The organism is Nostoc sp. (assembly GCF_036916655.1).
Lineage (GTDB): Bacteria > Cyanobacteriota > Cyanobacteriia > Cyanobacteriales > Nostocaceae > Nostoc.
On the sequence record NZ_JBALFY010000067.1, the window covers coordinates 1 to 22,174 of the forward strand.

Annotated in this window: 20 protein-coding genes and 1 pseudogene; 15 read left to right on the forward strand and 6 right to left on the reverse strand. The window is 43.4% G+C overall.

Annotated features, from left to right (window positions below; translation table 11 throughout):
- The first annotated feature begins 257 nt into the window (after positions 1–257).
- The 5 genes from V7L31_RS18140 to V7L31_RS18160 all read left to right on the forward strand — a co-directional run bounded on the left by V7L31_RS18140 (position 258) and on the right by V7L31_RS18160 (position 7,316).
- Positions 258–419, forward strand: coding sequence for a hypothetical protein (locus V7L31_RS18140; protein ID WP_334697528.1), 162 nt, complete (start codon positions 258–260; stop codon positions 417–419).
- The gene (locus tag V7L31_RS18145) at positions 406–2,415 is read left to right on the forward strand and encodes an ATP-binding protein (RefSeq protein WP_334697529.1); all 2,010 of its coding nucleotides are present in this window, start codon (positions 406–408) and stop codon (positions 2,413–2,415) included. The genes V7L31_RS18140 and V7L31_RS18145 overlap by 14 nt, the downstream gene beginning before the upstream one ends.
- A gap of 13 nt (positions 2,416–2,428) precedes the next feature.
- Entirely contained in the window at positions 2,429–6,184 is a 3,756-nt protein-coding gene (locus V7L31_RS18150; RefSeq protein WP_334697530.1) for a PAS domain S-box protein, read from the forward strand.
- A 187-nt stretch (positions 6,185–6,371) separates the two neighbouring features.
- On the forward strand, positions 6,372–6,749 hold the full coding sequence (locus tag V7L31_RS18155; protein WP_094332837.1) for a response regulator transcription factor: 378 nt from the start codon (positions 6,372–6,374) through the stop codon (positions 6,747–6,749).
- A gap of 378 nt (positions 6,750–7,127) precedes the next feature.
- Positions 7,128–7,316, forward strand: coding sequence for a hypothetical protein (locus V7L31_RS18160; RefSeq protein ID WP_334697531.1), 189 nt, complete (start codon positions 7,128–7,130; stop codon positions 7,314–7,316).
- Positions 7,317–7,864: 548 nt separating this feature from the next.
- On the opposite strand, the gene V7L31_RS18165 is transcribed toward V7L31_RS18160, so the two are convergent.
- The gene (locus tag V7L31_RS18165) at positions 7,865–8,470 is read right to left on the reverse strand and encodes a flavin reductase family protein (protein ID WP_334697532.1); all 606 of its coding nucleotides are present in this window, start codon (positions 8,468–8,470) and stop codon (positions 7,865–7,867) included.
- A 294-nt stretch (positions 8,471–8,764) separates the two neighbouring features.
- On the opposite strand from V7L31_RS18165, the gene V7L31_RS18170 reads away from it, so the two are divergent.
- The 7 genes and pseudogenes from V7L31_RS18170 (at position 8,765) to V7L31_RS18200 (ending at position 15,108) form a co-directional block, all read left to right on the forward strand.
- A complete protein-coding gene (locus tag V7L31_RS18170; protein ID WP_334697533.1) occupies positions 8,765–10,075 on the forward strand; it encodes an LLM class flavin-dependent oxidoreductase in 1,311 nt (436 codons plus the stop codon).
- A 126-nt stretch (positions 10,076–10,201) separates the two neighbouring features.
- Positions 10,202–11,257 carry an LLM class flavin-dependent oxidoreductase gene (locus V7L31_RS18175; RefSeq protein WP_334697534.1) on the forward strand — a complete coding sequence of 352 codons (1,056 nt, stop codon included), beginning with the start codon at positions 10,202–10,204 and terminating at the stop codon, positions 11,255–11,257.
- Positions 11,258–11,875: 618 nt separating this feature from the next.
- Positions 11,876–12,970 carry a phosphotransacetylase family protein gene (locus tag V7L31_RS18180; RefSeq protein ID WP_334697535.1) on the forward strand — a complete coding sequence of 365 codons (1,095 nt, stop codon included), beginning with the start codon at positions 11,876–11,878 and terminating at the stop codon, positions 12,968–12,970.
- A gap of 318 nt (positions 12,971–13,288) precedes the next feature.
- Positions 13,289–13,429: pseudogene (locus V7L31_RS18185) on the forward strand (PadR family transcriptional regulator); the annotation flags it as partial.
- An 84-nt stretch (positions 13,430–13,513) separates the two neighbouring features.
- Complete coding sequence (locus tag V7L31_RS18190) at positions 13,514–14,017, forward strand: DNA recombination-mediator protein A (protein WP_100902618.1); 504 nt, start codon at positions 13,514–13,516, stop codon at positions 14,015–14,017.
- A gap of 87 nt (positions 14,018–14,104) precedes the next feature.
- Positions 14,105–14,503 (forward strand): MAPEG family protein, encoded by a 399-nt coding sequence (locus tag V7L31_RS18195; protein WP_334697536.1) that lies wholly within the window; start codon positions 14,105–14,107, stop codon positions 14,501–14,503.
- Between the two features lie 113 nt (positions 14,504–14,616).
- On the forward strand, positions 14,617–15,108 hold the full coding sequence (locus V7L31_RS18200; protein WP_012411046.1) for a YajQ family cyclic di-GMP-binding protein: 492 nt from the start codon (positions 14,617–14,619) through the stop codon (positions 15,106–15,108).
- Between the two features lie 57 nt (positions 15,109–15,165).
- On the opposite strand, the gene V7L31_RS18205 is transcribed toward V7L31_RS18200, so the two are convergent.
- A complete protein-coding gene (locus V7L31_RS18205) occupies positions 15,166–15,723 on the reverse strand; it encodes a glutathione S-transferase family protein (RefSeq protein ID WP_334697537.1) in 558 nt (185 codons plus the stop codon).
- 6 nt (positions 15,724–15,729) lie between these two features.
- Positions 15,730–16,194 (reverse strand): hypothetical protein, encoded by a 465-nt coding sequence (locus V7L31_RS18210; RefSeq protein WP_334697538.1) that lies wholly within the window; start codon positions 16,192–16,194, stop codon positions 15,730–15,732.
- 531 nt (positions 16,195–16,725) lie between these two features.
- Between V7L31_RS18210 and V7L31_RS18215 the strand changes: the two genes are divergently transcribed.
- Complete coding sequence (locus V7L31_RS18215; protein WP_334697539.1) at positions 16,726–17,445, forward strand: tetratricopeptide repeat protein; 720 nt, start codon at positions 16,726–16,728, stop codon at positions 17,443–17,445.
- Between the two features lie 226 nt (positions 17,446–17,671).
- Here V7L31_RS18215 and V7L31_RS18220 read toward each other — a convergent pair whose 3' ends face one another.
- Together V7L31_RS18220 and psaM are read right to left on the reverse strand one after the other, a co-directional pair.
- Positions 17,672–18,082, reverse strand: coding sequence for a hypothetical protein (locus V7L31_RS18220; RefSeq protein ID WP_334697540.1), 411 nt, complete (start codon positions 18,080–18,082; stop codon positions 17,672–17,674).
- A gap of 460 nt (positions 18,083–18,542) precedes the next feature.
- A complete protein-coding gene (gene psaM / locus V7L31_RS18225; RefSeq protein ID WP_073641916.1) occupies positions 18,543–18,674 on the reverse strand; it encodes a photosystem I reaction center subunit XII in 132 nt (43 codons plus the stop codon).
- Positions 18,675–18,832: 158 nt separating this feature from the next.
- Between psaM and V7L31_RS18230 the strand changes: the two genes are divergently transcribed.
- A complete protein-coding gene (locus tag V7L31_RS18230; RefSeq protein ID WP_334697541.1) occupies positions 18,833–20,095 on the forward strand; it encodes an FGGY-family carbohydrate kinase in 1,263 nt (420 codons plus the stop codon).
- Between the two features lie 379 nt (positions 20,096–20,474).
- Complete coding sequence (locus V7L31_RS18235) at positions 20,475–21,215, forward strand: dienelactone hydrolase family protein (RefSeq protein ID WP_334697542.1); 741 nt, start codon at positions 20,475–20,477, stop codon at positions 21,213–21,215.
- A 26-nt stretch (positions 21,216–21,241) separates the two neighbouring features.
- On the opposite strand, the gene V7L31_RS18240 is transcribed toward V7L31_RS18235, so the two are convergent.
- Positions 21,242–22,153 carry an N-acetylglucosamine kinase gene (locus V7L31_RS18240; protein WP_334697543.1) on the reverse strand — a complete coding sequence of 304 codons (912 nt, stop codon included), beginning with the start codon at positions 22,151–22,153 and terminating at the stop codon, positions 21,242–21,244.
- Positions 22,154–22,174 lie beyond the last annotated feature (21 nt).

Consider the following 22,174-nt stretch of genomic DNA (forward strand, 5'->3'; position numbering starts at 1 on the left):
AATTCTAGTCAATTTTCTCAATCATTAGTTCGGATGTACTAAATAGATTCGTTTCTTTGGGGTGTGACAGTTCTGGGTGCGGAATGTGGGTTATAGATTTTCGATAATTTATCAAACAGTAAGCGAGTGAAAGGGCTTCAGAATGCCTCTAATAGGGAGTTTAAAGGTATTTGTTACTGCTCAACTTTGCTGTTATATCGCTAATATTTTTGGGAAAACTAGTCTTAATTAGTAGATTATTATATCCCTAGATTTTTATGACAATTCCTCTATTTTGTGGAAATGCTGGGCGTAGTTTGGTTATCCGTTCGCAGAGCGTCCCGCAGGGAAGGGGTGTCGATCAAATTAATCACCCAGTTCCCTTGATTAGCAAAAATTTGCAACCTGCTCTTGACGAGGTGTTTCATGCCCGCAGTTAGCCTCAGAAAGATTCTTAACAAAAAAGAGTTGCCATCTCTCCTGCATAACTTGGTCTACCAGTTCAACATCGCCATTGATATTGAATTGGTAGACGGCACGAAACTAATTAGCATTGGGGAGCAAACTGCCGAAAACCGATATCCAATCGAGGTGTCAGGAGAAATTATCGGTTGGGTTGTTGGGGGAGAACAGGCAACTCTACTTGCGACTTTGCTCTCGTTTTTAGCAAAGCAGGAAGCTGAGAAGAAAGTACTTGCTAAAGAATTGCTGGAGCGATACCAAGAGATTGATTTATTTGACGATATCTCCACTCAACTTACAACAAGTTTAGATACACGACAGATTGGCCAACTCGTGCTTCAGGAATTGAGTCAATTGATTGAATCATCTGCGGGGATGATTCTGCTACTGAGTCCAGATGCAACTGCCTTTGAAATCATTGCCGAATTTGGAATGTTTTTTGACCACAGTCAGCCGGAACCGGGAAAGGGAATTATTGGCAATGTTGTGCAATCTAATCGGGCAGAACTGGTCAATGATGTGCAAGCCGATCCGCGATTAGATGGGCAAAAAAACGTTAGTGCCATGATTTGTGTCCCATTGCGAGCCAAAGGGCGGGTACTGGGAGCGATCGCCATTGGCACGCAAAAAACCGACTCCTACAGGGCAGAACACCTGAAACTGGTGAGTATCTTTGCCTCTCAAACAGCGATCGCCATTGATAAAGCTGTGCTTTACGAGCAAAGCACTCAAGCAGCCGTCCAGGCAAAAGCCCAAACACAGAAACTTCAGCAAGCTCTTCATGAGTTGCAATTGGCTCAAACTCAGTTAATCCAAAGTGAAAAAATGTCCAGTTTAGGACAACTTATTGCTGGAGTTGCCCACGAAATCAACAACCCTGTTAACTTTATTTACGGCAATTTAAAGTATGTTGCCGAATATGCTCAAGACTTGTTACACCTGTTGGCAAAGTATCAGAAATTCCTACCTGTTGCTCCTCCAGAACTGGAATCAGAGTTAGACAATATAGACCTGGAATTTATCATGCAGGATCTCCCCAAACTCCTAGATTCAATGAAACTAGGCACAAGTCGCATCGTCGAAATTGTCCAATCCCTGAAAAACTTCTCCCGCCATGACGAAGCCGAAATGAAAGCCGTCAACATCCACGATGGCATCGACGGGACACTAATGATTCTCCATCATCGCCTAAAAGCAGATGTTCGTCGTCCGGCAATTGAAATTATTAAAGACTATGCAAAACTTCCCCTGATTGAATGCTATCCCGGACAGTTGAATCAGGTGTTTATGAACATCTTGGCAAATGCCATTGATGCTTTAGAAGAAAGTATGGAGAATGGGGGAGTCAGGAGTAGTCCCTATTACCCCTTATCCCCAGAGGGGGTCCCACCTTCCCCAATCCCCAATCCCCAAATCACTATTCGTACCAAAGCCTTAGACAAAGACTGGGTTGTAATTCGCATTGTCGATAACGGCCCAGGCATGAAAGAGGAAGTAATTCGCCGCATTTACGATCCCTTTTTCACCACCAAAGATATTGGTAAGGGAACCGGGTTAGGTATGGCAATCAGCTATCAAATTGTTGTAGACAGACATGGGGGAATACTCAAGTGTCGTTCTAAACCGGGTGAAGGGACAGAATTTTGGATTCAGATTCCAATAAATTGTCTGTTGTCAGACGCTACTGAAGAACAGAATAGTATCTCTGTCTCGCCAACTCCCACAACGGAATTATCCCCCACTGCTGATACTGACGGCTTCATTCCATCAACAACTCCAATGCTGAAACCGACAGATTTGCTGATCCGCCACACTCAACTGATCCAGCGACTTTCACAGCACAGTCCAGATGTGGAAGGTACATCATCCGATGAAATGTACCAAATGTTCCAACGCCACCCAATTTCGTTAAAGCTTTACGCCACTTTGTTGTCTTGGTTCTGTTGTTCTAACCCTACCCAAATACGTCACTAAAGAAACCTTAACTATGTTTAAGCAATTTGATGAATATAACAGTCAGCTATTTGAACAATGTCCTATTGGGCTAGTACTATGCCGAACAGATGGAACGCTAATTAACATTAATTCTGCCTATGCTGCCATTTTAGGGCGGACTGTTCCAGAAACTCTGAATCTGTGCGACGATCGCCAGATTAACCCTGAAAGCTATACCGTCGCTGATCGACCTGGCGTAGAGAACCTAGAAAAAACTGGTCGCTACGGCCCTTATGAAAAGGAGTTAATCCACAAAGACGGGCATTTGGTTCCGGTGAGAATCTCTGGACTGACGATTGAGAAAAATGGAGAGCAACTAATTTGGTGTAGCGTGGAGGACATCAGCGACCTTCGACACGCCCAGCAAGAACGCCAACATACTGAACAAATTCTGAAACAGAGTGAAGCCCGATACCGCTCTCTGGTGACAGCCACCGCCCAAATTGTTTGGGTAAGCACACCAGAAGGAATTTGTTTTGAACTGGCAAGCTGGATAGCTTATACAGGTCAAAGTCTAGCTGAAGCGGAAAATGGCGGCTGGATTGATGCCGTTCATCCTGACGATCGCGCTTACACCGAAAAAGTCTGGAATGCTGCGGTGGCAAACCAGAGGATGTATCAAGTTGAATACCGAATTCGTGGCAAGGATGGCAACTATCGCTACTTTTGGGTCTGGGGTGCGCCCGTTCTCGAAGAAGATGGCAGCGTCCAGGAGTGGATTGGCACCTGCACTGATATTCACGATCGCAAACTAGCAGAAGCCGAAAAGCAGTATCTCGAACAACGATATCGCTCTTTAGTAACTGCCACTTCCCAAATGGTCTGGACGGCATCGCCGTCAGGAATGGTGAACGCTGAAATAGTCGGTTGGGAGGCATATACAGGTCAGAGTGCAGCCGAAATGATGGGCTGGGGCTGGTTGGATGTCACACATCCTGATGACCGTCCCCGCAGTGCCGAAGTTTGGAGTACTGCTGTAGCGAACCGGAGTCTTTATCAAATTGAATACCGGATTCGTGCCAAAGACGGTACTTATCGCTACTTTTTTGGTAATGGAGTTCCGGTTTTAGAAGCAGACGGCAGTATTCGAGAATGGATTGGCACTTGCACCGATATTCACGATCGCAAGCTAGCAGAAAAAACTCTGCAACGGAGCGAAGAGCGGTTTCGCTCTCTGGTGACTGCCACCTCACAAATTGTCTGGGTGGCTACCCCTGAAGGACTGGCGGTGAGCCGTGAAATGCCTACTTGGTTAGCATACACAGGTCAAAGTGCAGATGAAGTCGAAGGTTGGGGCTGGCTCGATCCGATTCACCCCGATGACCGCACTCACACAGCCCAAGCCTGGAGTAATGCTGTAGCGAATCAGAATCTCTTTCAAACCGAATATCGGTTTCGTGCCAAAAATGGCAGCTACCGCCACTTTGCTGTCTGTGGTGCCCCCATCATGCAAGCAGACGGTAGCATCCGCGAGTGGATTGGCACCTGCACCGATATTCACGATCGCAAGCTAGCAGAAGCGGAAAATCAACGGTTGATGAATATGTTAAATCATTCCAGTGATGCCGTGATTGTGCGCGACTTCGCCGACAAAATCACTCACTGGAGTCAAGGGGCAGAACGGCTCTACGGCTGGAACTACGAAGAAGTGAAAAACCAAGCCGTCACTCACAACCTACTACACACAGTCTTTCCAAAACCGCTAGAGGAAATCCAGATAGAGTGTTTACAGCAGGGCACTTGGGAAGGGGAATTGCAACACCTCACCCGCGATGGCAGATATATTATTGTCCAGAGCCGCTGGACAATGCAAGTGGATGCATCCGGTCAACCCTGTGCCACGCTGGAAATTAACACCGATATTACTGCTCGTAAACAAGCAGAAGTTGCTCTACGGCAACTGAATCAAGAACTAGAAACCAGAGTTGTAGAGCGGACAGCTGCCCTGCAAAATACCTTAGCAGAAACACAGGGATTAAATGCCATTCTAGATAACTTAGCGGATGGTTTGTTAGTGGCAGACATCGCAGGACAAATTACTCACTTCAATCCTGCCTTTTTAGCCATGTATGAATTGACAGCTAGTGACCTCAACTGTCACTACCGAGAACTGCCGGTATCTGGTTTAGCAGAACTAGTTGCACAAACTCAGTCTCATCCCAAAGAGGTGTTTTCTGCCGAAGTCGAACTGACCAAGGAACGCATTGGTCAAGCAGTGGCGACTGCCATTTTCAAAAAGACGACAGAACGAGAACCCGCTACCTGCTTCGGGTCGGCGCTACTGATTCGGGATGTGACAGCAGAAAAGGAGATTGACAAGATGAAGACTGATTTCATCTCCACGGTTTCCCACGAACTGCGAACGCCACTGACTTCCGTTCTGGGTTTTGCGTCAATCATTAAAGAAAAGCTAGAAACCGATGTGTTCCCAATACTTCCGACTGAAGACCGCAAGCTTCAGAAAACCATCAAGCGGGTGGGTGATAATCTCAATATTATTGTGTCGGAAGCAGAACGGCTTACGTCTTTAATTAATGATGTTCTGGACATCGCCAAGATGGAAGCAGGTAAGGTGGAATGGCAAATGCAGCCCATTGATCCCAGCGAATTACTCGAGTGGGCAACCAATTCTACAGCGTCGTTATTTCAAACCAATGGCTTGCAGTTGGTGTGCGAGATTGAACCTGGACTGCCTCAGATATTAGGCGATCGCAACCGTCTACTGCAAGTTTTAATCAACCTAATTTCCAACGCCGTCAAGTTTACCGAATCTGGTTGTGTCACCTGCCGCGTCAAACAAGGAAACGACGGTGTTTGTATCAGCGTCATCGACACAGGCATTGGTATTGCACCTGAAGACCAGCCGAAAGTGTTCGAGAAATTCCGCCAAGTTGGCGATACCCTTACTGATAAACCCAAAGGCACTGGTTTAGGACTACCCATCTGTAAACAAATCGTCGATCATCACGGCGGTAAAATTTGGGTTGAGAGTCAATCAGGTAACGGCAGCGTATTCTCGTTCATTATTCCCACCTACTCCAGCGATCAAAAAACCACTACTAATCTGAATCTGGATACGCTAGTCAAACAACTCAAAGAACACGTCATCACCACAAAAACTGTGCTGAACGAAAACCGTAAAACCATTTTAGTTGTGGATGACGACGCTAACATTCGGGAACTGCTTCGTCAACAACTAGAAAACGAAGGCTACAACGTCCGGGAAGGAAAGGACGGCGTGGATGCAATTCATCAAATCAAAACAGCCCGTCCCGATCTGATTCTCTTGGACGTAATGATGCCCCAAATCAACGGCTTTGATGTGGCAGCCGTTCTCAAAAATGATCCCCAGACCGCAGACATTCCAATCATTATTCTGTCAATTATTGAAAACAAAGAACGGGGCTATCACATTGGCATCGATCGCTATCTTACCAAACCCATTGACACAGCGAAACTCCTCAACGAAATTGGCTCATTGCTTTACCAAGGTACTTCTAGTAAAAAGGTATTAGTTGTAGATAAAAATGCATCAGCCTTAAAAATCCTATCAGATGTATTACAAGCTCAGGGATACAGCGTAATTGAAGCCTCCAATCCGCAAGAATGCATCAATAAAGCCTTATCAGCCAAACCTGACATGATCATCATCGATTCTATCTTTTCTCAAGAAGCCGATTTGGTGAAAACTCTACGGTTTGAGAAGGATTTGGAAAATGTATTTTTTATTATGCTGTCTGAACAGTAATCGCTGGGACTGGGGACTGGGGACTGGAAAAATTTAGTGGAACCTTACTATATAATCTAATCCTTAATTCCTAATCCCCAGTCTCCAATACAACTCTTGGAGAAGCTGCGCCAACGGCTTTTCTACGAGACACTACGCGAAAGCTCAGTACAAGTCCCCAATCCCTAATCTCCAGTCCCCAATCCTTATGACCCAGAAAATTCTAATTGTTGACGATGAACCCAATATCTTGATTTTGATGGAACAAGCCCTAGAAGCATTAGAAGACGAGGGAGTTGAACTTCTCACTGCTAGAAATGGAGAAGAAGCACTCGAAACTATTAAAGCTGAAAAACCAAATCTAGTTTTTCTTGATGTGATGATGCCTAAAATGAATGGGCTACAAGTCTGTCATATTGTTAAACACGACCTGCAAATGACTGATGTCTACATTGTGATATTGACAGCTAAAGGACAGGAATTTGATAAACAAAAAGGAATTGAAGTTGGTGCAGACTTATATCTAACTAAACCATTTCGACCCAAAGAAGTACTTGAAAAATCAATGCAGGTATTGGGTTTTTGAAAGAAGTGCTGAGAGACCATTTATAAAGTAAAAAGAAAATTACTGTAGTGGTATGGCAAGCAAAAAAATCGAGCATTAGTCGTAGGTTGAGTGGAGCGGAGCGGAGCGTAATCCAACATATATCAGGATGTTGGGTTACGCAAAGCCTCCACCCAACCTACAATTTTTTTGCAACATTTAAGGCTTGCCGCGCCACTACTTAAAATTTACTTTATAAATCAGTCTGAGTGCTTTTCACCTGCGATCGAGCTTAACTTACTGGGAGCCTTTGAATTCCTAACAAATCTATGATTTTTTGGTCAACTCTCATAGTAGCGAATAAAGATTAAGTATCATGTTTTGTATTGTTAGTCAATGCTTGATATCTCAGTTAAAAGAATGACTCTACCATCAGGATCAGTAACACTAGCACGCCGTTCACTATTTTTAACTTTTGACGATATCTTAGATTTTATTCCCAACTTTTCTAAATTGCATAATGTCTTTTCAAGAGATGTAACATTAAATCCAAACATCAATTCTGCACCGATTTTTTGTTTATTTTCTGGATTTACTAAAGTTGCTTAGTATGGATATATCTCAAGCACAATATTTCCCAAATTACAAGCATGATGAGCTAAGTGAGATGACCCATGTTGTTCTTCTATAAATTTCATACCAAGAGCAGAATAGAATGATAATGTACTCTCAACATTCATGGTACGAATAACAATGAATGAGAGAGATATTGTGTTTATATATTTCCTTTCATCCATGTGTATTTTTATTTTAATCCACAAATAATTGATGTTTACCTACATATCATACAATACGCTTGGGTTAAGGGCTAATGGCAACAATTTAGGGTTTTCGAGACGCGATAAATCGCCGTCTCTACAAATGTTTTGTTGCTCATTCTGAACCGTATTGACATATCATAAACCTGAACGAACTACTTTTTCACGCATAGTAATGCACTACAAGCTTGGAATGGTGCGTTACACTATCGCTAACACACCCTACTGGTATGACAAGCCTTAAATGTTGCCATAGATTTTAGAGTTTATTTAGTGCTAAAGCGCAACTATGAATATTTTCTATTACACCATTTTAATCTTGCCAGTCTCTATTACTTTTTAAGTGGGGCGAATAATCTCATACAAATCCTGGGTGCGGGTGTACCAGTTACCCGACAGACGACCGATCGCGTGCAATTTTGCCACATCGATTGTATTTTGCGGTGTCAGTAAATCATCCCGAATATGCCACAGCACCGCCTCAGCAATAATTAATCCCGATTGGCTACCTTCATTCCCTACATAAACTACTTGCTTCAGCACACACTCAATATTAATGGGTGATTCCGCAACTCGTGGCGGACGCACCAGTTTTGAGGGAGCAGGAGTTAGTCCCGCTACTTGAAATTCGTCTACATCTGGGGGAAAGTCGCCAGATGTAGCATTCATTTGCTCTCCCAATTCTTCAACAACTATGTTGACTACCAGTTCACCCGACTGCTCTACATTCAATAAAGTATCTTTTTTAACACCGCGCCGCAGTCCAGTGGAAATGGCTAGAGTCGGAGGGTTAGCTGTCACACCCATAAAAAAACTGAAAGGCGCGACATTAGGCGTACCATCGCTAGCGATCGTTGACACCCAAGCGATCGGTCGAGGAACCACTGAACCAACAAGTAATTGATAGGTATTTTGTGGGTCGTTCTGAGAGGGATCGATAATCATTGAGATTTTCCTCGCTAAAAATTACAGTTTTTCAAAACTCGATCTTGCCGAAGAGAAGCTTTCCGCCTTAATTACGCGCAATTTTCATTGGCGCATCTTGCTTTTTCTCGCTATCTGTGAGATGTTCGTACTCAGTCACAGACTACGGTTAGTCTATCAAATTACTGTAGTTTCAAGAGGTTAATTAATCCCAAAGCTCACCTATTGAGTCTCATTTATATCTTAGAGCTACCAGCACAAGGGTGAAGCCAGTTATGTCAGAAAAACGTTGGAAAAAAGACAGGAGCTTTCAAGATGAGACAAATACATCTAGCAGGTTTCTTACTTGCTTCACAAGTTGTTCACTCTCATGCCGTTTGGCGTCACCCCAGAACTGAGTTAGGCTTTCTCGAACCTGAATATTATCAGAATATTGCCCGTGTTCTGGAACGTGGCAAATTTGATTTAGTGTTTTTTGCTGACTCTTTAACGATGCCCGATACATACGGTGGTAGTTTTGTCGAGAGTCTGAAATATGGCGCTCAAGGGGCACTCAGGCTAGATCCACTAGTGCTTGCAACTGCGATGGCAGTTGTTACCAAGCATATTGGTATTGGTATTACACGTTCTACTACTTACTATCAACCCTACGATCTGGCGCGGGGATTTGCCACCCTTGACCACATTAGCCGGGGGCGGGCTGCTTGGAATGTGGTGACATCCAGTAGGGCTAGCGAAGCAGGGAATTTTGGCTTCGATGAGCATCTAGAACACGCTCTCCGCTACGATCGCGCCGATGAATTTCTCGAAGTTGCCTCCAAACTTTGGGGTAGCTGGGAAGAAGGGGCACTAGTTTTAGATAAAGAAAACGGCATCTTTGCTGACCCCTCAAAAGTGAATTATGTCCATCATGTGGGGAAATGGTTAAAGTCACGGGGGCCGTTGACAGTGCCTCGCTCTCCCCAAGGTCGTCCGGTGATTATTCAAGCTGGTGCTTCTAATAAAGGTAGAGAGTTTGCTGCCAAATGGGCGGAATTGATTTTTGAAATTAGTCCCAATCCCACACTCATGAAATCTTACTACCAAGATATTAAAACCCGTATGGCTAAATATGGGCGTAATCCAGATACTTGTAAAATTCTACCTGCGGTGATGCCTTTTGTTGGCGAGACAGAAACTATTGCTAAAGAAAAGCAAGTTTTTCACAACGAATTAGTACATCCGATGGCTGGTTTATTAACTATGTCAAATCATTTAAATGTTGATTTATCGCAATATTCTTTAGATGAATCTGTAGAAAAAGTTGAAGCTCAAGATTATCAAAAACTGTTATCTGTGCTTCAAAGACTGAGTTTAGATAAAACTATAACTCTGAAAGAGTTGGGCAAAATTTATGGCAGAAGTCTAGCTGTACCGCAACTGGTTGGGACTCCCATTCAAATTGCTGACAAACTAGAAGCCCTATTTCGTGAAGAGGCTGGGGATGGTTTTGTGATTTCACCTGCTTATCTTCCCGGTTCTTTTGATGAGTTTGTCGATTTAGTGATACCAGAATTACAAAAACGGGGATTATTCCGCAAAGAATATACGGGCAAGACTTTAAAGGATTCTTTAGGACTCAATTAAATAATTCGTAATTCGTAATTCGTAATTCGTAATTCGTAATTCGTAATTGGGATTTAGACTCCGATAACTAGTTAATAGTTGGATCGGAATTTGTAACTAACTTGTTTATTTTACTAGGAGGTAATTATGACAGAACCACGTTATGGGATTTGGGCACCTGTTGGAGGTAATTTTGGCCCTCTTAACACACCGGAAGAACCTGTGGATGCGAGTTATGAGCGCACGCGATCGCTTATTTTAGAAGCAGAGCGTTTGGGATACGCCAGCACTTTGGTAGCACAGCACATCGCCAACCCCCGCAGTCTGGAACTGGAGCAGCTAGAAACCTGGACGGCATCTGCGGCCTTGGCTGAAGCTACAGAACGAATTGAGATCATCGCTGCTATTAAGCCTCTGCTGTTCCATCCGGCAGTTTTGGCGAAAATGGCGCTGGGCATTGATGCCATTAGTAATGGACGTTTTGCCATAAATTTAATCAGTGCTTGGTTCCGCCCAGAGATGGAACGGACTAATATTCCCTTCCCGCCCCACGATGAGCGTTACCGCTATTCGGGTGAGTGGTTGCGGGTTGTTAAGTCCCTCTGGAGTGGCGAGAGGGTTAACTTCCAAGGTCAATACTTCAAAATAGAGGATTTGAGTTTCCGACCGACTCCCATTGCCCAACCGCACCCTCCTATCTACCTTGGCGGAGCATCCGATCCGGCGCAAATACTAGTTGCAGAACAGGGAGATATCTACTTCATCAACGGTCAACCCATTGAGGATGTCCGCAAGGTAATTAAACAAGTTTTAAGTAGACCGAGAACCCTACCCAAACCAGTGTGCTTTGGTCTATCAGCCTTTGTAATTGCTCGTTCCACCGATGCCGAAGCCCAAGCAGAACTTGAGCGACTTATGGCACTCCAGAGGCAAGAAGAACACTTGAAATTAAGTGTTGCTAAAGGAGTTGATCCAGAAGCCGTGATGTTTCAACTCTTCGCTAAAAATCCTGCTGTTGGCGGCAATGGTGGCACAGCAGCCGGTCTAGTTGGTAGTTACGACACAGTAGCTACACGAGTTGCAGATTTTGTTGATGCCGGAATCGAGACTTTCATGCTGCAATTCAATCCCTTTGCCTCGGAAATGACGCGCTTTGCCCAAGAAATTATGCCGCGAGTCCGCTCTTTACAACTTGTGGCTTAAACCGAAGAAGAATTCAGGAGTCAGGAGCCAGAATTCAGAATAATTCTGATAGCGCAGCGGTAGCGAGTCTACGAGCGTCACGAAAAAGTGGATGAATCGTGGTTTAAAGCCCCCGATTTTAAGACGCTCACGGACTCGCTTTCCGCGTCGCTATCGTGGAGATAAAGAAAAATTTTCCTTGCTTGAAACCCCTGACTTCAGGTATGGGGTATTCTGACTTCTGTTAGCGATAGCGGGGCGTTTAACCCATTCTGACTTCTGACTCCTTCTCATAGCTCCTTTCAAGTTAGGAGACGCGATTTATCGTCGTCTCTACAGGAAATTTATCCATAAATTATTTATTGACAGACTAAGCTGTTGCGCCTGCAAATTGCATCACAAGTATGATTAGGCAAAACCTGTAAATCCTCTCTCTTGCATCCTGCTCCCCTGCCGCCTCAATGTGCAAACTATAATCACAACAGCTTACTACTCCCCATTACCCACTCCTGCTTGTTCAATCAAAAGGTAATTCTGGGAAACCTTAATTAGTGAGAGCGAGAGGCTTTTGCCAGAAGGAACTAGAATTAGGAAACACCTAGCTGGGTTCTTCTGACTTTTGAAATTAGGAGTGCATGTGTGCCAAAATCCCCTAAATATTTGCTGATTGGATCGACCGAGACTTACAGCGGTAAATCTGCAACTGTTCTGGGTTTGTCTCATCAGCTACAGCAAAAAGGTCTGGATATTACCTACGGTAAACCGCTTGGTACGTGTTTTAATTCGTCTAGTGGAACCGTAATTGAAGAAGATGTCCAGTTCATCGCTCTTAGCCTCAATTTGCCGGAAAACCGCGTTGCACCTACAATGCTGGCTTTGGATGAACCAAATGTGCAAAAGCGCTTGCGAGGGGAAGACAAAACCGATTATCAGCAGTCCTTAATACAGCAATATTTACATAAATCTCAAGGAGATTTGGTATTACTGGAAGGGCCTGGTGATTTATCCGAAGGCAATTTGTTTGACTTGTCTTTGCTGCAAATGGCTGAAGTATTGGATGCTGCTGTGCTGCTAGTAAGCCGCTATAAATCGTTGCTTTCGGTTGAGTCCCTATTGGCTGCAAAACAGCGTGTAGGCGATCGCTTGATTGGAGTTGTGATCAATGATATCCCTGTCGCCCAACTAGAAGCGGTTGACACTATCTTGCGCCCATTTTTGGAACAGCAGGGGATTCCGGTGCTAGCAACGCTGCCAAACAGCGATTTGCTCCGCAGTGTGAGTGTTGGCGAACTAGTCAAGCAGTTAAAGGCTGATGTTCTCTGTCGTAACGATCGCATGGATTTATTGGTAGAAAGTCTGGCAATTGGAGCGATGAATGTCAATTCAGCTGTGAAATATTTCCGCAAACGCCGGAATATGGCAGTGGTGACAGGAGGCGATCGCGTGGAAATTCAGCAAGCAGCTTTGGAAACTTCTACCCAATGTTTAATTCTCACAGGGCAACTACCCCCGCCGCCGTTCATTCTCAGTCGCGCTGAAGAACTAGAAATACCCATTTTGTCTGTTGACTTAGATACCCTAACTACTGTAGGAATTGTTGACCGCACTTTTGGTCAAGTCCGTGTCCACGAGCCGATTAAGGTTCAGTATATTCGTCAGTTGATGTCCGAGCATTTTGACATTGACCGCTTGTTATCCAAACTAGGTTTAACTCCCGCAGCGGCATTGTCTTAGATTCATGAGTGTATTCAAGGAGGCAGGATAGCGCAGCGGTAGCGAGTCCACGAGCATCGGCAGGAGACAGAAGGAGTAAATCATCCGGGATCGAATCCCGGATGATTTGAAGCTACTGAAGTAAAAATTCAGTGTGGTCTTATTAATGATGGCTATAGAAGTCACTGGAACTAGGAGAAAATGGATTTAACGGCAATTGATCCCCTGAAACTACCCTCGCTTCCATTGGAGAAAAAGCTGATCTCCCTGACTGTCCAGCCATCTATTTTGCGATTTCTGGTTCTGGGGAAATTCTCTACATAGAACTTAGAACAGCATTACTTTCAGAATCCGCAAAAACTGCCAGAATCAGGCAAATTTCAGTATTTAACTCTCCTAAATGGCATTAATTATGAAACACATTGGCTAGCCTGGTGTTGCCAAGTAATGGAGTTATTGAACCAAAGAATCGAAAAATAGTCGCAATGTCTAACTTAAGTTTTCCTCGTATCTACACGCTGTTTGGTAAAATATCTGGGTCGTTTAGTCTGATTATCTTTATCTTTGAGCCAATCAACAGACCTTATTAACCTCGATACATTAGCCCAAGAATTGGCAACAATCCAGCAAACAGGTTCTAAAAGAATTGCTTTGCTAGGTTCTCGTCACGTTCCGATAACGCATCAGAATCTTATTGAAATGATGACTTATGCCCTAGTTTTATCGGGTAATCGAATCATTACTTCTGGTGCTACAGGGACAAATTCCGCGGCCATCAAGGGAGCAACCCGGGCTGATGCAAATTTGTTGACGGTGATTCTACCCCAAAGCCTGGAACGCCAGCCTTTGGAATCGCGCCAGCAACTAGAACAGGTAATGCATCTAGTCGAAAATCCCAGTAATGATACTCTGTCCCTTGCTGAAGCTAGTTATTTGTGCAACAAGGAGATTGTCTCCCGTTGCCAGCAACTAATCTGCTTTGCGTTTCACGACAGTCGCACCCTGTTACAAACTTGTCAGGATGCAGAAGAACAAAGAAAAGTGGTGACGCTTTTCTACTTTGATTAGTCATTTGTCATTTGTCTTTTGTCATTTGTATTTGACTCATGACTAATGACTGATGACTGATGACTAATAACCAATGACTAATAAGTAATGATAATTTTTTTGTACTCGATCGCTGCTGCTGCCGTTCTCATTTATGTGCCATTTTTGCCAGTAGCTTATGCCCGTGTGCGTATTGGGCCTGAAATGCTTTCTACTCCTCGCGCCCTAATTGATAAATTGCCACCTTATGCCCAAAGGGCTACTTGGGCACATCAGAACACCTTTGAAGCCTTTATGATATTTGCCGCAGCTGCATTGATGGCTTATGTAACTGGTGTAAATTCTTTTACAGCCCAAGTAGCTGCGATCGCTTTTGTGGCAGCGCGTTTGCTATACTCGATTTTTTATATTTTGAATATACCCCTTTTGCGATCGCTCATGTTTGTCATTGGCATCTCTAGCTCTGCCATTCTCTTTTTCTTGAGCATCATCCAAGCTACTAGTTAATTGGGGTATGGGGAGTAGAGACTGGGGAAGAGTTTTCTCAATACTCAATACCCAATCCAAAATAGTTCGACTGAGCGAAGTCGAAGTCCAAAATCTAAAATCTAAAATGTTTTATGGCTTCTACTTTTTCCTTTGACATTGTGAGCGACTTTGACCGACAAGAGTTAGTTAACGCTGTCGATCAAGTTATACGAGACATCAAAGGTCGTTACGACCTCAAAGACACTGAAACTACTGTCGAGTTAGTCGAAGAAAGCATTAACGTTAGTACTGACAGCGAGTTTACCTTAGATTCTGTACACACCATTCTGCGAGAAAAAGCCGCCAAGCGTAACCTATCCCAGAAAATCTTTGATTTTGGCAAGGTTGAATCAGCCAGTGGTAATCGCGTGCGTCAAGAAATCAAACTCAAAAAAGGCATCAGTCAGGAAATCGCCAAACAAATTTCCAAATTGATTCGGGATGAATTCAAAAAGGTACAAGCTTCAATCCAAGGTGATGCTGTGCGGGTTTCTGCCAAATCTAAAGATGACTTGCAAGTTGTCATGCAGCGACTAAAACAAGAAGACTACCCAGTTGCCTTACAATTTACAAATTATCGTTAAAAGATTTCGTAATTCGTAGTTAAAAATTCAATTACGAATTACGAATTACGAATTATTTTAAGCTCGTCCGCCAATACTTCTTTGAAATGCCGGACGCTCAGATAACTGCTTGATATAGTTCAACACGGCTGGATAGGGGCTGAGGTCTAGCTTCAGTATCGTAGGAATATAATTCAGAATAGACCCCACTGCTACATCAACAACAGTGAACTCATCACCAAGTAAAAAAGGTTGATTACTGAAAATTTCATTTAATGGAGTTAACAAGCGGGGCATTTCGCGCTCCCGAGTTGCTTCTACAAAAATCCCTGGAGCAAGGGTAGCATTGGCAAACAACACCCATTGGGAAAATACAGCGCGTTTCTCTAGTGAAAGTGGAGTTTTACTGTACTTATCGGTAAGATACAGCAAAATTGCCCCAGATTCCCAAAGCTGAAAATCCCCATCAACAATAGCTGGGACTTTAGCAAATGGGTTAATTGCCAAATATTCAGGCTTGAGATGTTCACCCGCCTGCATATCAAGCTTGATGAATTCGTAGGGAATTCCTAATTCTTCTAAATACCAGTGAACAATTGACGCTCGACTCCGAACGCCGCCGTAAAGTTTTACCATAATTACTTAAAGAACTTTGTGAGTGTGAGAATGCTGTTTAACGTTGTCTTCTTTGGTGACAACTCTAGCAGCGTTTAATACCCGCTTGCGCTCAATGGAATACTTAAATTCAGTGTAGTTTGTACCTAAGGGAATTAAAGATTTTGCAGATTCACGACGCTTGTAGGTACGAGCTGCTGCAAATGCCCGTGGCACAAATTCTTCTCCAAACTGAGCCGACTCTGGAAAACCATCTGGCAGCAGTTGTGAATCGCCATCCAGCACAGATCCCAAAGTTGTGGCATGAGCCAGCTTATAGGAGGTAGGAATGCCCTTTAACAGCGCTTCTAAAGCCGCAGAAGGTATTGGTTCTATAACTTCGATTTGATAAACTTCTCCATCTTCTTTGACGAAGCAGGTTGCCAAACCGATGACAATATAATCATCGGTTGCTAAATCAGGGGCATTGGGATAAGAAGTTGCGGTTGTCATCGGGAAATTTCTCAAAAAAATTGAATATGGGGAATGGGGATTAGGGATTGGGGATTGGGCATGGAGAGAGGGGGTAGTGAATTCTTTCCAGTCCCCAGTCACCTCTTTAACGAACAGCTTGTTGGCATTCTACCAATTTGTCGCCCTCACTACTTGACTAGGGAACTCCAAGAAATAAATTATCCAATATTGTGGGGTGGGCAGCATGAGCGCCCAGTCCTTAATATGGCGGGCGAGACGCCCACCCCACAAGAGTTAATTAAATATTTTTTTATTTGGAAGTCTCCTAGTCTTTGAGATTCACGTCTGCTATTTCTGGAATTCACCTTCGGGATCGAGTATCCATAATTAGGTTTGAGGAGCAATTGTTTATTTAGGGCGTAGATTTCTACTGGTGTGGGTTGTTAAGTTCAGTCTTGAGATGGCTTTCAAGTAACCATAAATACCTAAGAATAGACACAGTGGTAAAACCACTAGCAAATAAGAAACTAGACTTTTATTTCAAAAAGTAGGGCTTTAATGTAGGTAAAGATGAATATTCACTCATTTTTAGCTGACGATAACCAGCAAAGTAAGCAATACAAGTATGTTTTAGATACTACAAACAAACTTCAAGACCGGGGGACGAGCGATCGCACCGAATCGATTTTTGGAGATAGCGATTTACGCTCTTGTGCTTTGAGATTAGCTCAACAAGGAGATTATACCGAAGCGATCGCACTTTTAACCCAACTAATCTGCCGCCACCCACGCAATGCCGTTGATTACAACAATCGGGGGCTGATTTATTTTCAAAGTGGCGAAAGACAAAAAGCGCTTTACGACTATAACACCGCCCTTAAACTCGATCCCTATTTGGCTAGTGCTTATAATAACCGAGCCAATTACTATGCGACTTGTGGAGAATTAGCAACAGCACTTGCCGACTACGATCAAGCGATTAATTTGAATCCGCACCATGTCCGAGCGCGGATTAACCGAGGCATTACCTGGCGTGATTTGGGGCAATACGAGGAGGCAGTTGAGGATTTTGATGTAGCACTGCTTTTCGGTCAACTAGAAAGTCATATCTGGGCTGAACGCGGCAAGACTTACCATCTTTGGGGCGACTGGAATTGTGCGATCGCAGATTATCGTCGCGCCCTCACTCAACTGCCCTCTCTCGATAACAGTAATGATATTACTGGTTATCGCTTGCGTTTACAACTCGAAAATCGGCTCAACGAGTTACTATCTGAATCAGCGTCCTAATTGGTAGATTAATCCTTCTGGGGGATTTAAAATTCAAAATAATTGATTACATTTTGAATTAGAGTTTAGTGACGCTGTATCGCTAATGACTAATAGATGATAACTACATAGCTATTCAAAAATTAGCTATTAACCATTATTTATTAGCAATAATATAAATTAACACCCGGTTTATACATAGCTAGAATCACAAGAAACCTAAATAATTCTAAATTAGCTATTTGTCTTAGGGTAATGACTTTGTTTGTTCATCTTCTCGGCGATCCTGATTCATCAACACCACCTGACGCTGGCTGGGATCAAATCGGTATCCCTGTTGTTGTCTAATACTTTTGGCTTGCTGGGGATCGAAGTTACGGCTAAATTCCGCCTGCAAACCATTGACATGCCCTTCCATCTGCTTAACTTCAGTACTGATTTCTCGCAACTTTTCTTGCTGTAACCAATGATAAGGCAAAAGTTGTGCTAACGCAGATGCGGCAACGGCTGTAATGACGAAATTAACTGCTATTTTGGCTGTGCTTTCCAGTCCCATCACCTGGTAAGAACGTTGACGAAGATGCCGCTTTGGTCGAGGAATGGCCCGGCGTTTTTGTATCGGTTGTGACGGTGGTCTGGACGGTTGAATTGCGTTCATGATGCTAAAAGATAACCTCGCTTAGTGAAGGGAAGCACTATCAAGAGTGCTGAGTTATGAGTGCTGTTAGCGGTAGCGGGGGGTTAGCCCGTGCTGAGTGTGAAATGTAATTCGGAACTCAGTAATTGCTACTTAGAACTGAATTAGAACTTAGCATTAAATCAGTTCAGAGTCGCTAGTGCCTCGGCTTAAAGTGGGAAGATTCAAAAGTACTACTTCTTACTCATTACTTCTTCCTGTCCACTCAGCACTCAGAGATCAGCACTCCTGAATGCTTGATTTAGCTGTCATATTACTTCATTTTTTTGAAATAGCTACAAGTGTTGCACTAGTTAAAAAATAACCTGGCTTACGTAAGTGCAAGGTTTCTAGCTACTTGTGGTTTTATGCCACAAGTAGCTAGAAATTGCACCCCGTACTGCCAGGATTATTAGCTTTTTAACTGTGTCACATCGGAGCGTTATTTGTAAAGTTCAGTGGCTAATCGCCAAGCTAGAACTCCTGGAATCAGCGCCACAACTAGAGCGATGTAGACTTGAGTATCTGAGAGAGAAGACACCTGAGCGATGTACAGAGTATCTAAGATAGGCATGGCTGAAAACCTCCTAACCTGAATAGATTTTGAACAGTTCGTTTACTACTTTTCCTTGTTTTGCCAAGATTGTGGAATATCTTGTTACAAGATGCAACAAAAGCAGTTATTAGTCAGTAGTCCTTATTTATTTTCCATTAAAAAAATTATATAAAAATATGAATTTATATTTGGGTGTCGACTTCGGCACATCTGGCGCGCGCGGCGTGGTGATTGACGAGGAAGCTTCTTATATTCAGGCACAGGTGCGATATCCTTTCCAGGACTCACCAGCCGCCGTTACGCCAAAAATTTGGCAAGAGGCTTTATTTGTGCTGGTGGAACAAATACCTAAGCAATTGCGGCAAGAAATTAAAGCGATCGCAATCAATGGTACTTCTTCCACTGTCTTGCTAGTCGATGCTGTTGGCAATCCTGTAGATGCACCACTTTTGTACAACGATACGCGGGGATCATTGGTGCTAGAGCATTTGAGGAGTATCGCACCCCCCAATCATACCGTTTTGAGTGCCACCTCCAGCCTAGCCAAACTTTTATGGATGAGACAATTACCCTCTTTTAGTGAAGCTAAATATTTCCTGCATCAAGCAGATTGGCTGGCGTTTCTGCTGCATGGACAGTTGGGTATTAGCGATTACCATAATGCTTTAAAGCTGGGTTATGACGTAGAAGAGTTGAAATACCCAGAATGGCTAGAAAATTTGCAAATACCGATTCAGCTACCCAAAGTTTTACCTCCTGGTACTCCGATTACCGAATTACGCCCTGAAATTGCGGATAAGTTCGGTTTCCGCCGTGATTGTTTTGTGTGTGCTGGTACAACTGATAGTATTGCCGCTTTTCTCGCCAGTGGCGCAAAATTACCTGGTGAAGCCGTGACTTCCCTTGGTTCAACGTTGGTACTAAAGTTATTAAGTCGTACCCGTGTAGAAGATGCCAGATATGGGATTTACAGCCATCGGTTGGGTGATTTGTGGCTGACTGGTGGTGCTTCTAATACTGGGGGTGCAGTACTAAAGCAATTTTTCACAAACGCTGAGTTAGAAAGCCTTAGCCGGGAGATTGATGCATCAATTGCCAGCGAGTTAGATTATTATCCACTTTTGAAGGTAGGCGATCGCTTTCCGATTAACGATCCCAATCTACCCCCACGCTTGGAACCACGCCCAGATAATCCAGTGGAATTTCTGCATGGGTTGTTAGAAAGCATTGCGCGCATAGAAGCGCGAGGGTATGAATTGTTACAACAAATGGGAGCAGACAAATTGAGCCGTGTTTATACTGCTGGCGGTGGTGCGGCTAATGATACTTGGACTGCGATTAGAGCGCGTAATTTGCAGGTTCCTGTATTAGCGTCAGTTTATACAGAAGCAGCTTACGGGACAGCGCTGTTAGCGATGGGAGAGAGAAAAAGGAGTTAATCAACAGTGCATCTTTTGGTAGATATCTTCTAAATCAGTATCTATCCCAGTGACAATCCATATATCTCGGACGATACTTGGATGATTAGATACCGGACTATAGATTCCAGGTTCATCATCTGGGCAGCTATTCGGGGATGGGTGCTTCGCAGCAAGCGAATGTCATCCATCCCCTTTACTAATTATTGGTATGATTTATAACTAGCCTACACTAATAAGTAATGGGTGGATTAAGCCAAACATGACAAACTTTCACTGCTGATATTAAGCGATCGCAATCATGGCAGAAAAACGCTAAATTATGGGTTGAAAGTAACCGGATGCTACGGCGCTACAGTGTAGAAGCTAATGACAGCAAGCGTAACACGGAGACAAAAAAGTGCAAATCACTAAGCGCAATGTTGAATTAAGAGTAGATGGCAGCTTAATGCGTGTTTATGTTGCGGCTCCCAAAGCAGCAGGAAAATACCCTGGTATTGTTTTCTACAGTGATATTTATCAATTAGGCGATCCAATGATTCGTCTAGCTAACTACTTGGCAGGATACGGCTATGTAGTAGCAGCCCCAGAAATTTTTCATCGAATTGAGCCAGTTGGTTCAGTAATTGAGCCAGACGATTTGGGACGGATGCGCGGTAATGACGATGCGCGTCGAACCTCCGTAGCTGATTATGATGCCGATTGCCTTGCTGTGATTGAATTTCTTAAAGGAGAGAGTGCGGTTTCTCCAAATCAAATAGGCACTCTCGGCTTTTGTATTGGTGGACATTTAGCTTTCCGCGCCGCATTTCAAAGCGAAATTCGGGCTGCCGTTTGCTGTTACCCTACTGGTATTCCCAGTGGTAAACTTGGTAAAGAGGTAGCCGATACAATCCAGAGGGTAAGTGAAATCAAAGGTGAGATGCTAATGGTGTTCGGTACTCTTGATCCTCATATACCAGATAGCGATCGCCAAATCATAATAAAAGCAATTGAGAATGCTAACATATCTCACCAAGTTTTCTTGTATGAAGCAGAACATACATTCATGCGCGACGACGGTTATCGTTATGATTCTAGTGCTACCACCGCAGCTTGGTCTGAAATAGTAACTTTTTTGGGGCGCATATTTGCAGACTGAAAACTTATATTATTGCTTTCTTCGCATCAATTTTGAGTTGTCTGTAACGCTAACAAACCAGCACCATAAGCAGGCTCATACCTCGGAAAAATCACATTTACATTAGGATACTTTTTAATAAGAGATGCAGAAAATCTCTCATGGATCTTGCATCTACCACGCCAGACACTTCCTGTTGTGACGACTTCTAAAGCTGAGTCGGCAGTAAAAATTGCATGAATTACTGTAGATGTAGCTTTGACTAACTCTTTTACAGCATCATCAATTATGATATTCGCTACTATATCACCTGACGCTGCTGCAAAATCTACAACTGGTGCTAAAGCAGCTATCTGTTTAACTTCCCATCCTCGCCGATATATTACTTCTATTAAATCTTCTATACTTTCCAAATCAAGATGCTGTTTGAAATCCTCTATCAAACTCGTTGAAATCTCTCGTCCATCATAAGATTTTAATCCTGCATTCATGCCTGCGATCGCAATTTTATAGGCACTACCTTCATCTCCTAGAATATACCCCCAGCCGCCGACTCGCTTAGTATCTCCCTGGTGATTTCGTCCAAAAACTATCGAACCAGTACCGGCTGCAACTACAATTCCTACAGGCTGACCAATTCCACCAACTAAAGCAATTAAAGCATCGTTACAAATTACAATATTTGCTGGCTGTAATGCCCAGTTAATGGGTAGAGATTTGTTATTCTGCAACTCTTGTACTAAACGTTTTACTACTTTTATATCTGCTGCACGACCTACACCAGCTAAACCCAGACATATCGCATCAATATTCACGCTATTTGTAATTATTGCTGCTTCAACCGCATTATAAATTGCTGATTGAATAGATTGTAAAGTTGCTTCGATACCAAAAGTGTTGAATGTTAAGAAAAATCCGATAAAAACAGCCCAAAATATGTTAAATTTTGGGCGGAAGATTAAAGTATATCTATTTGATAG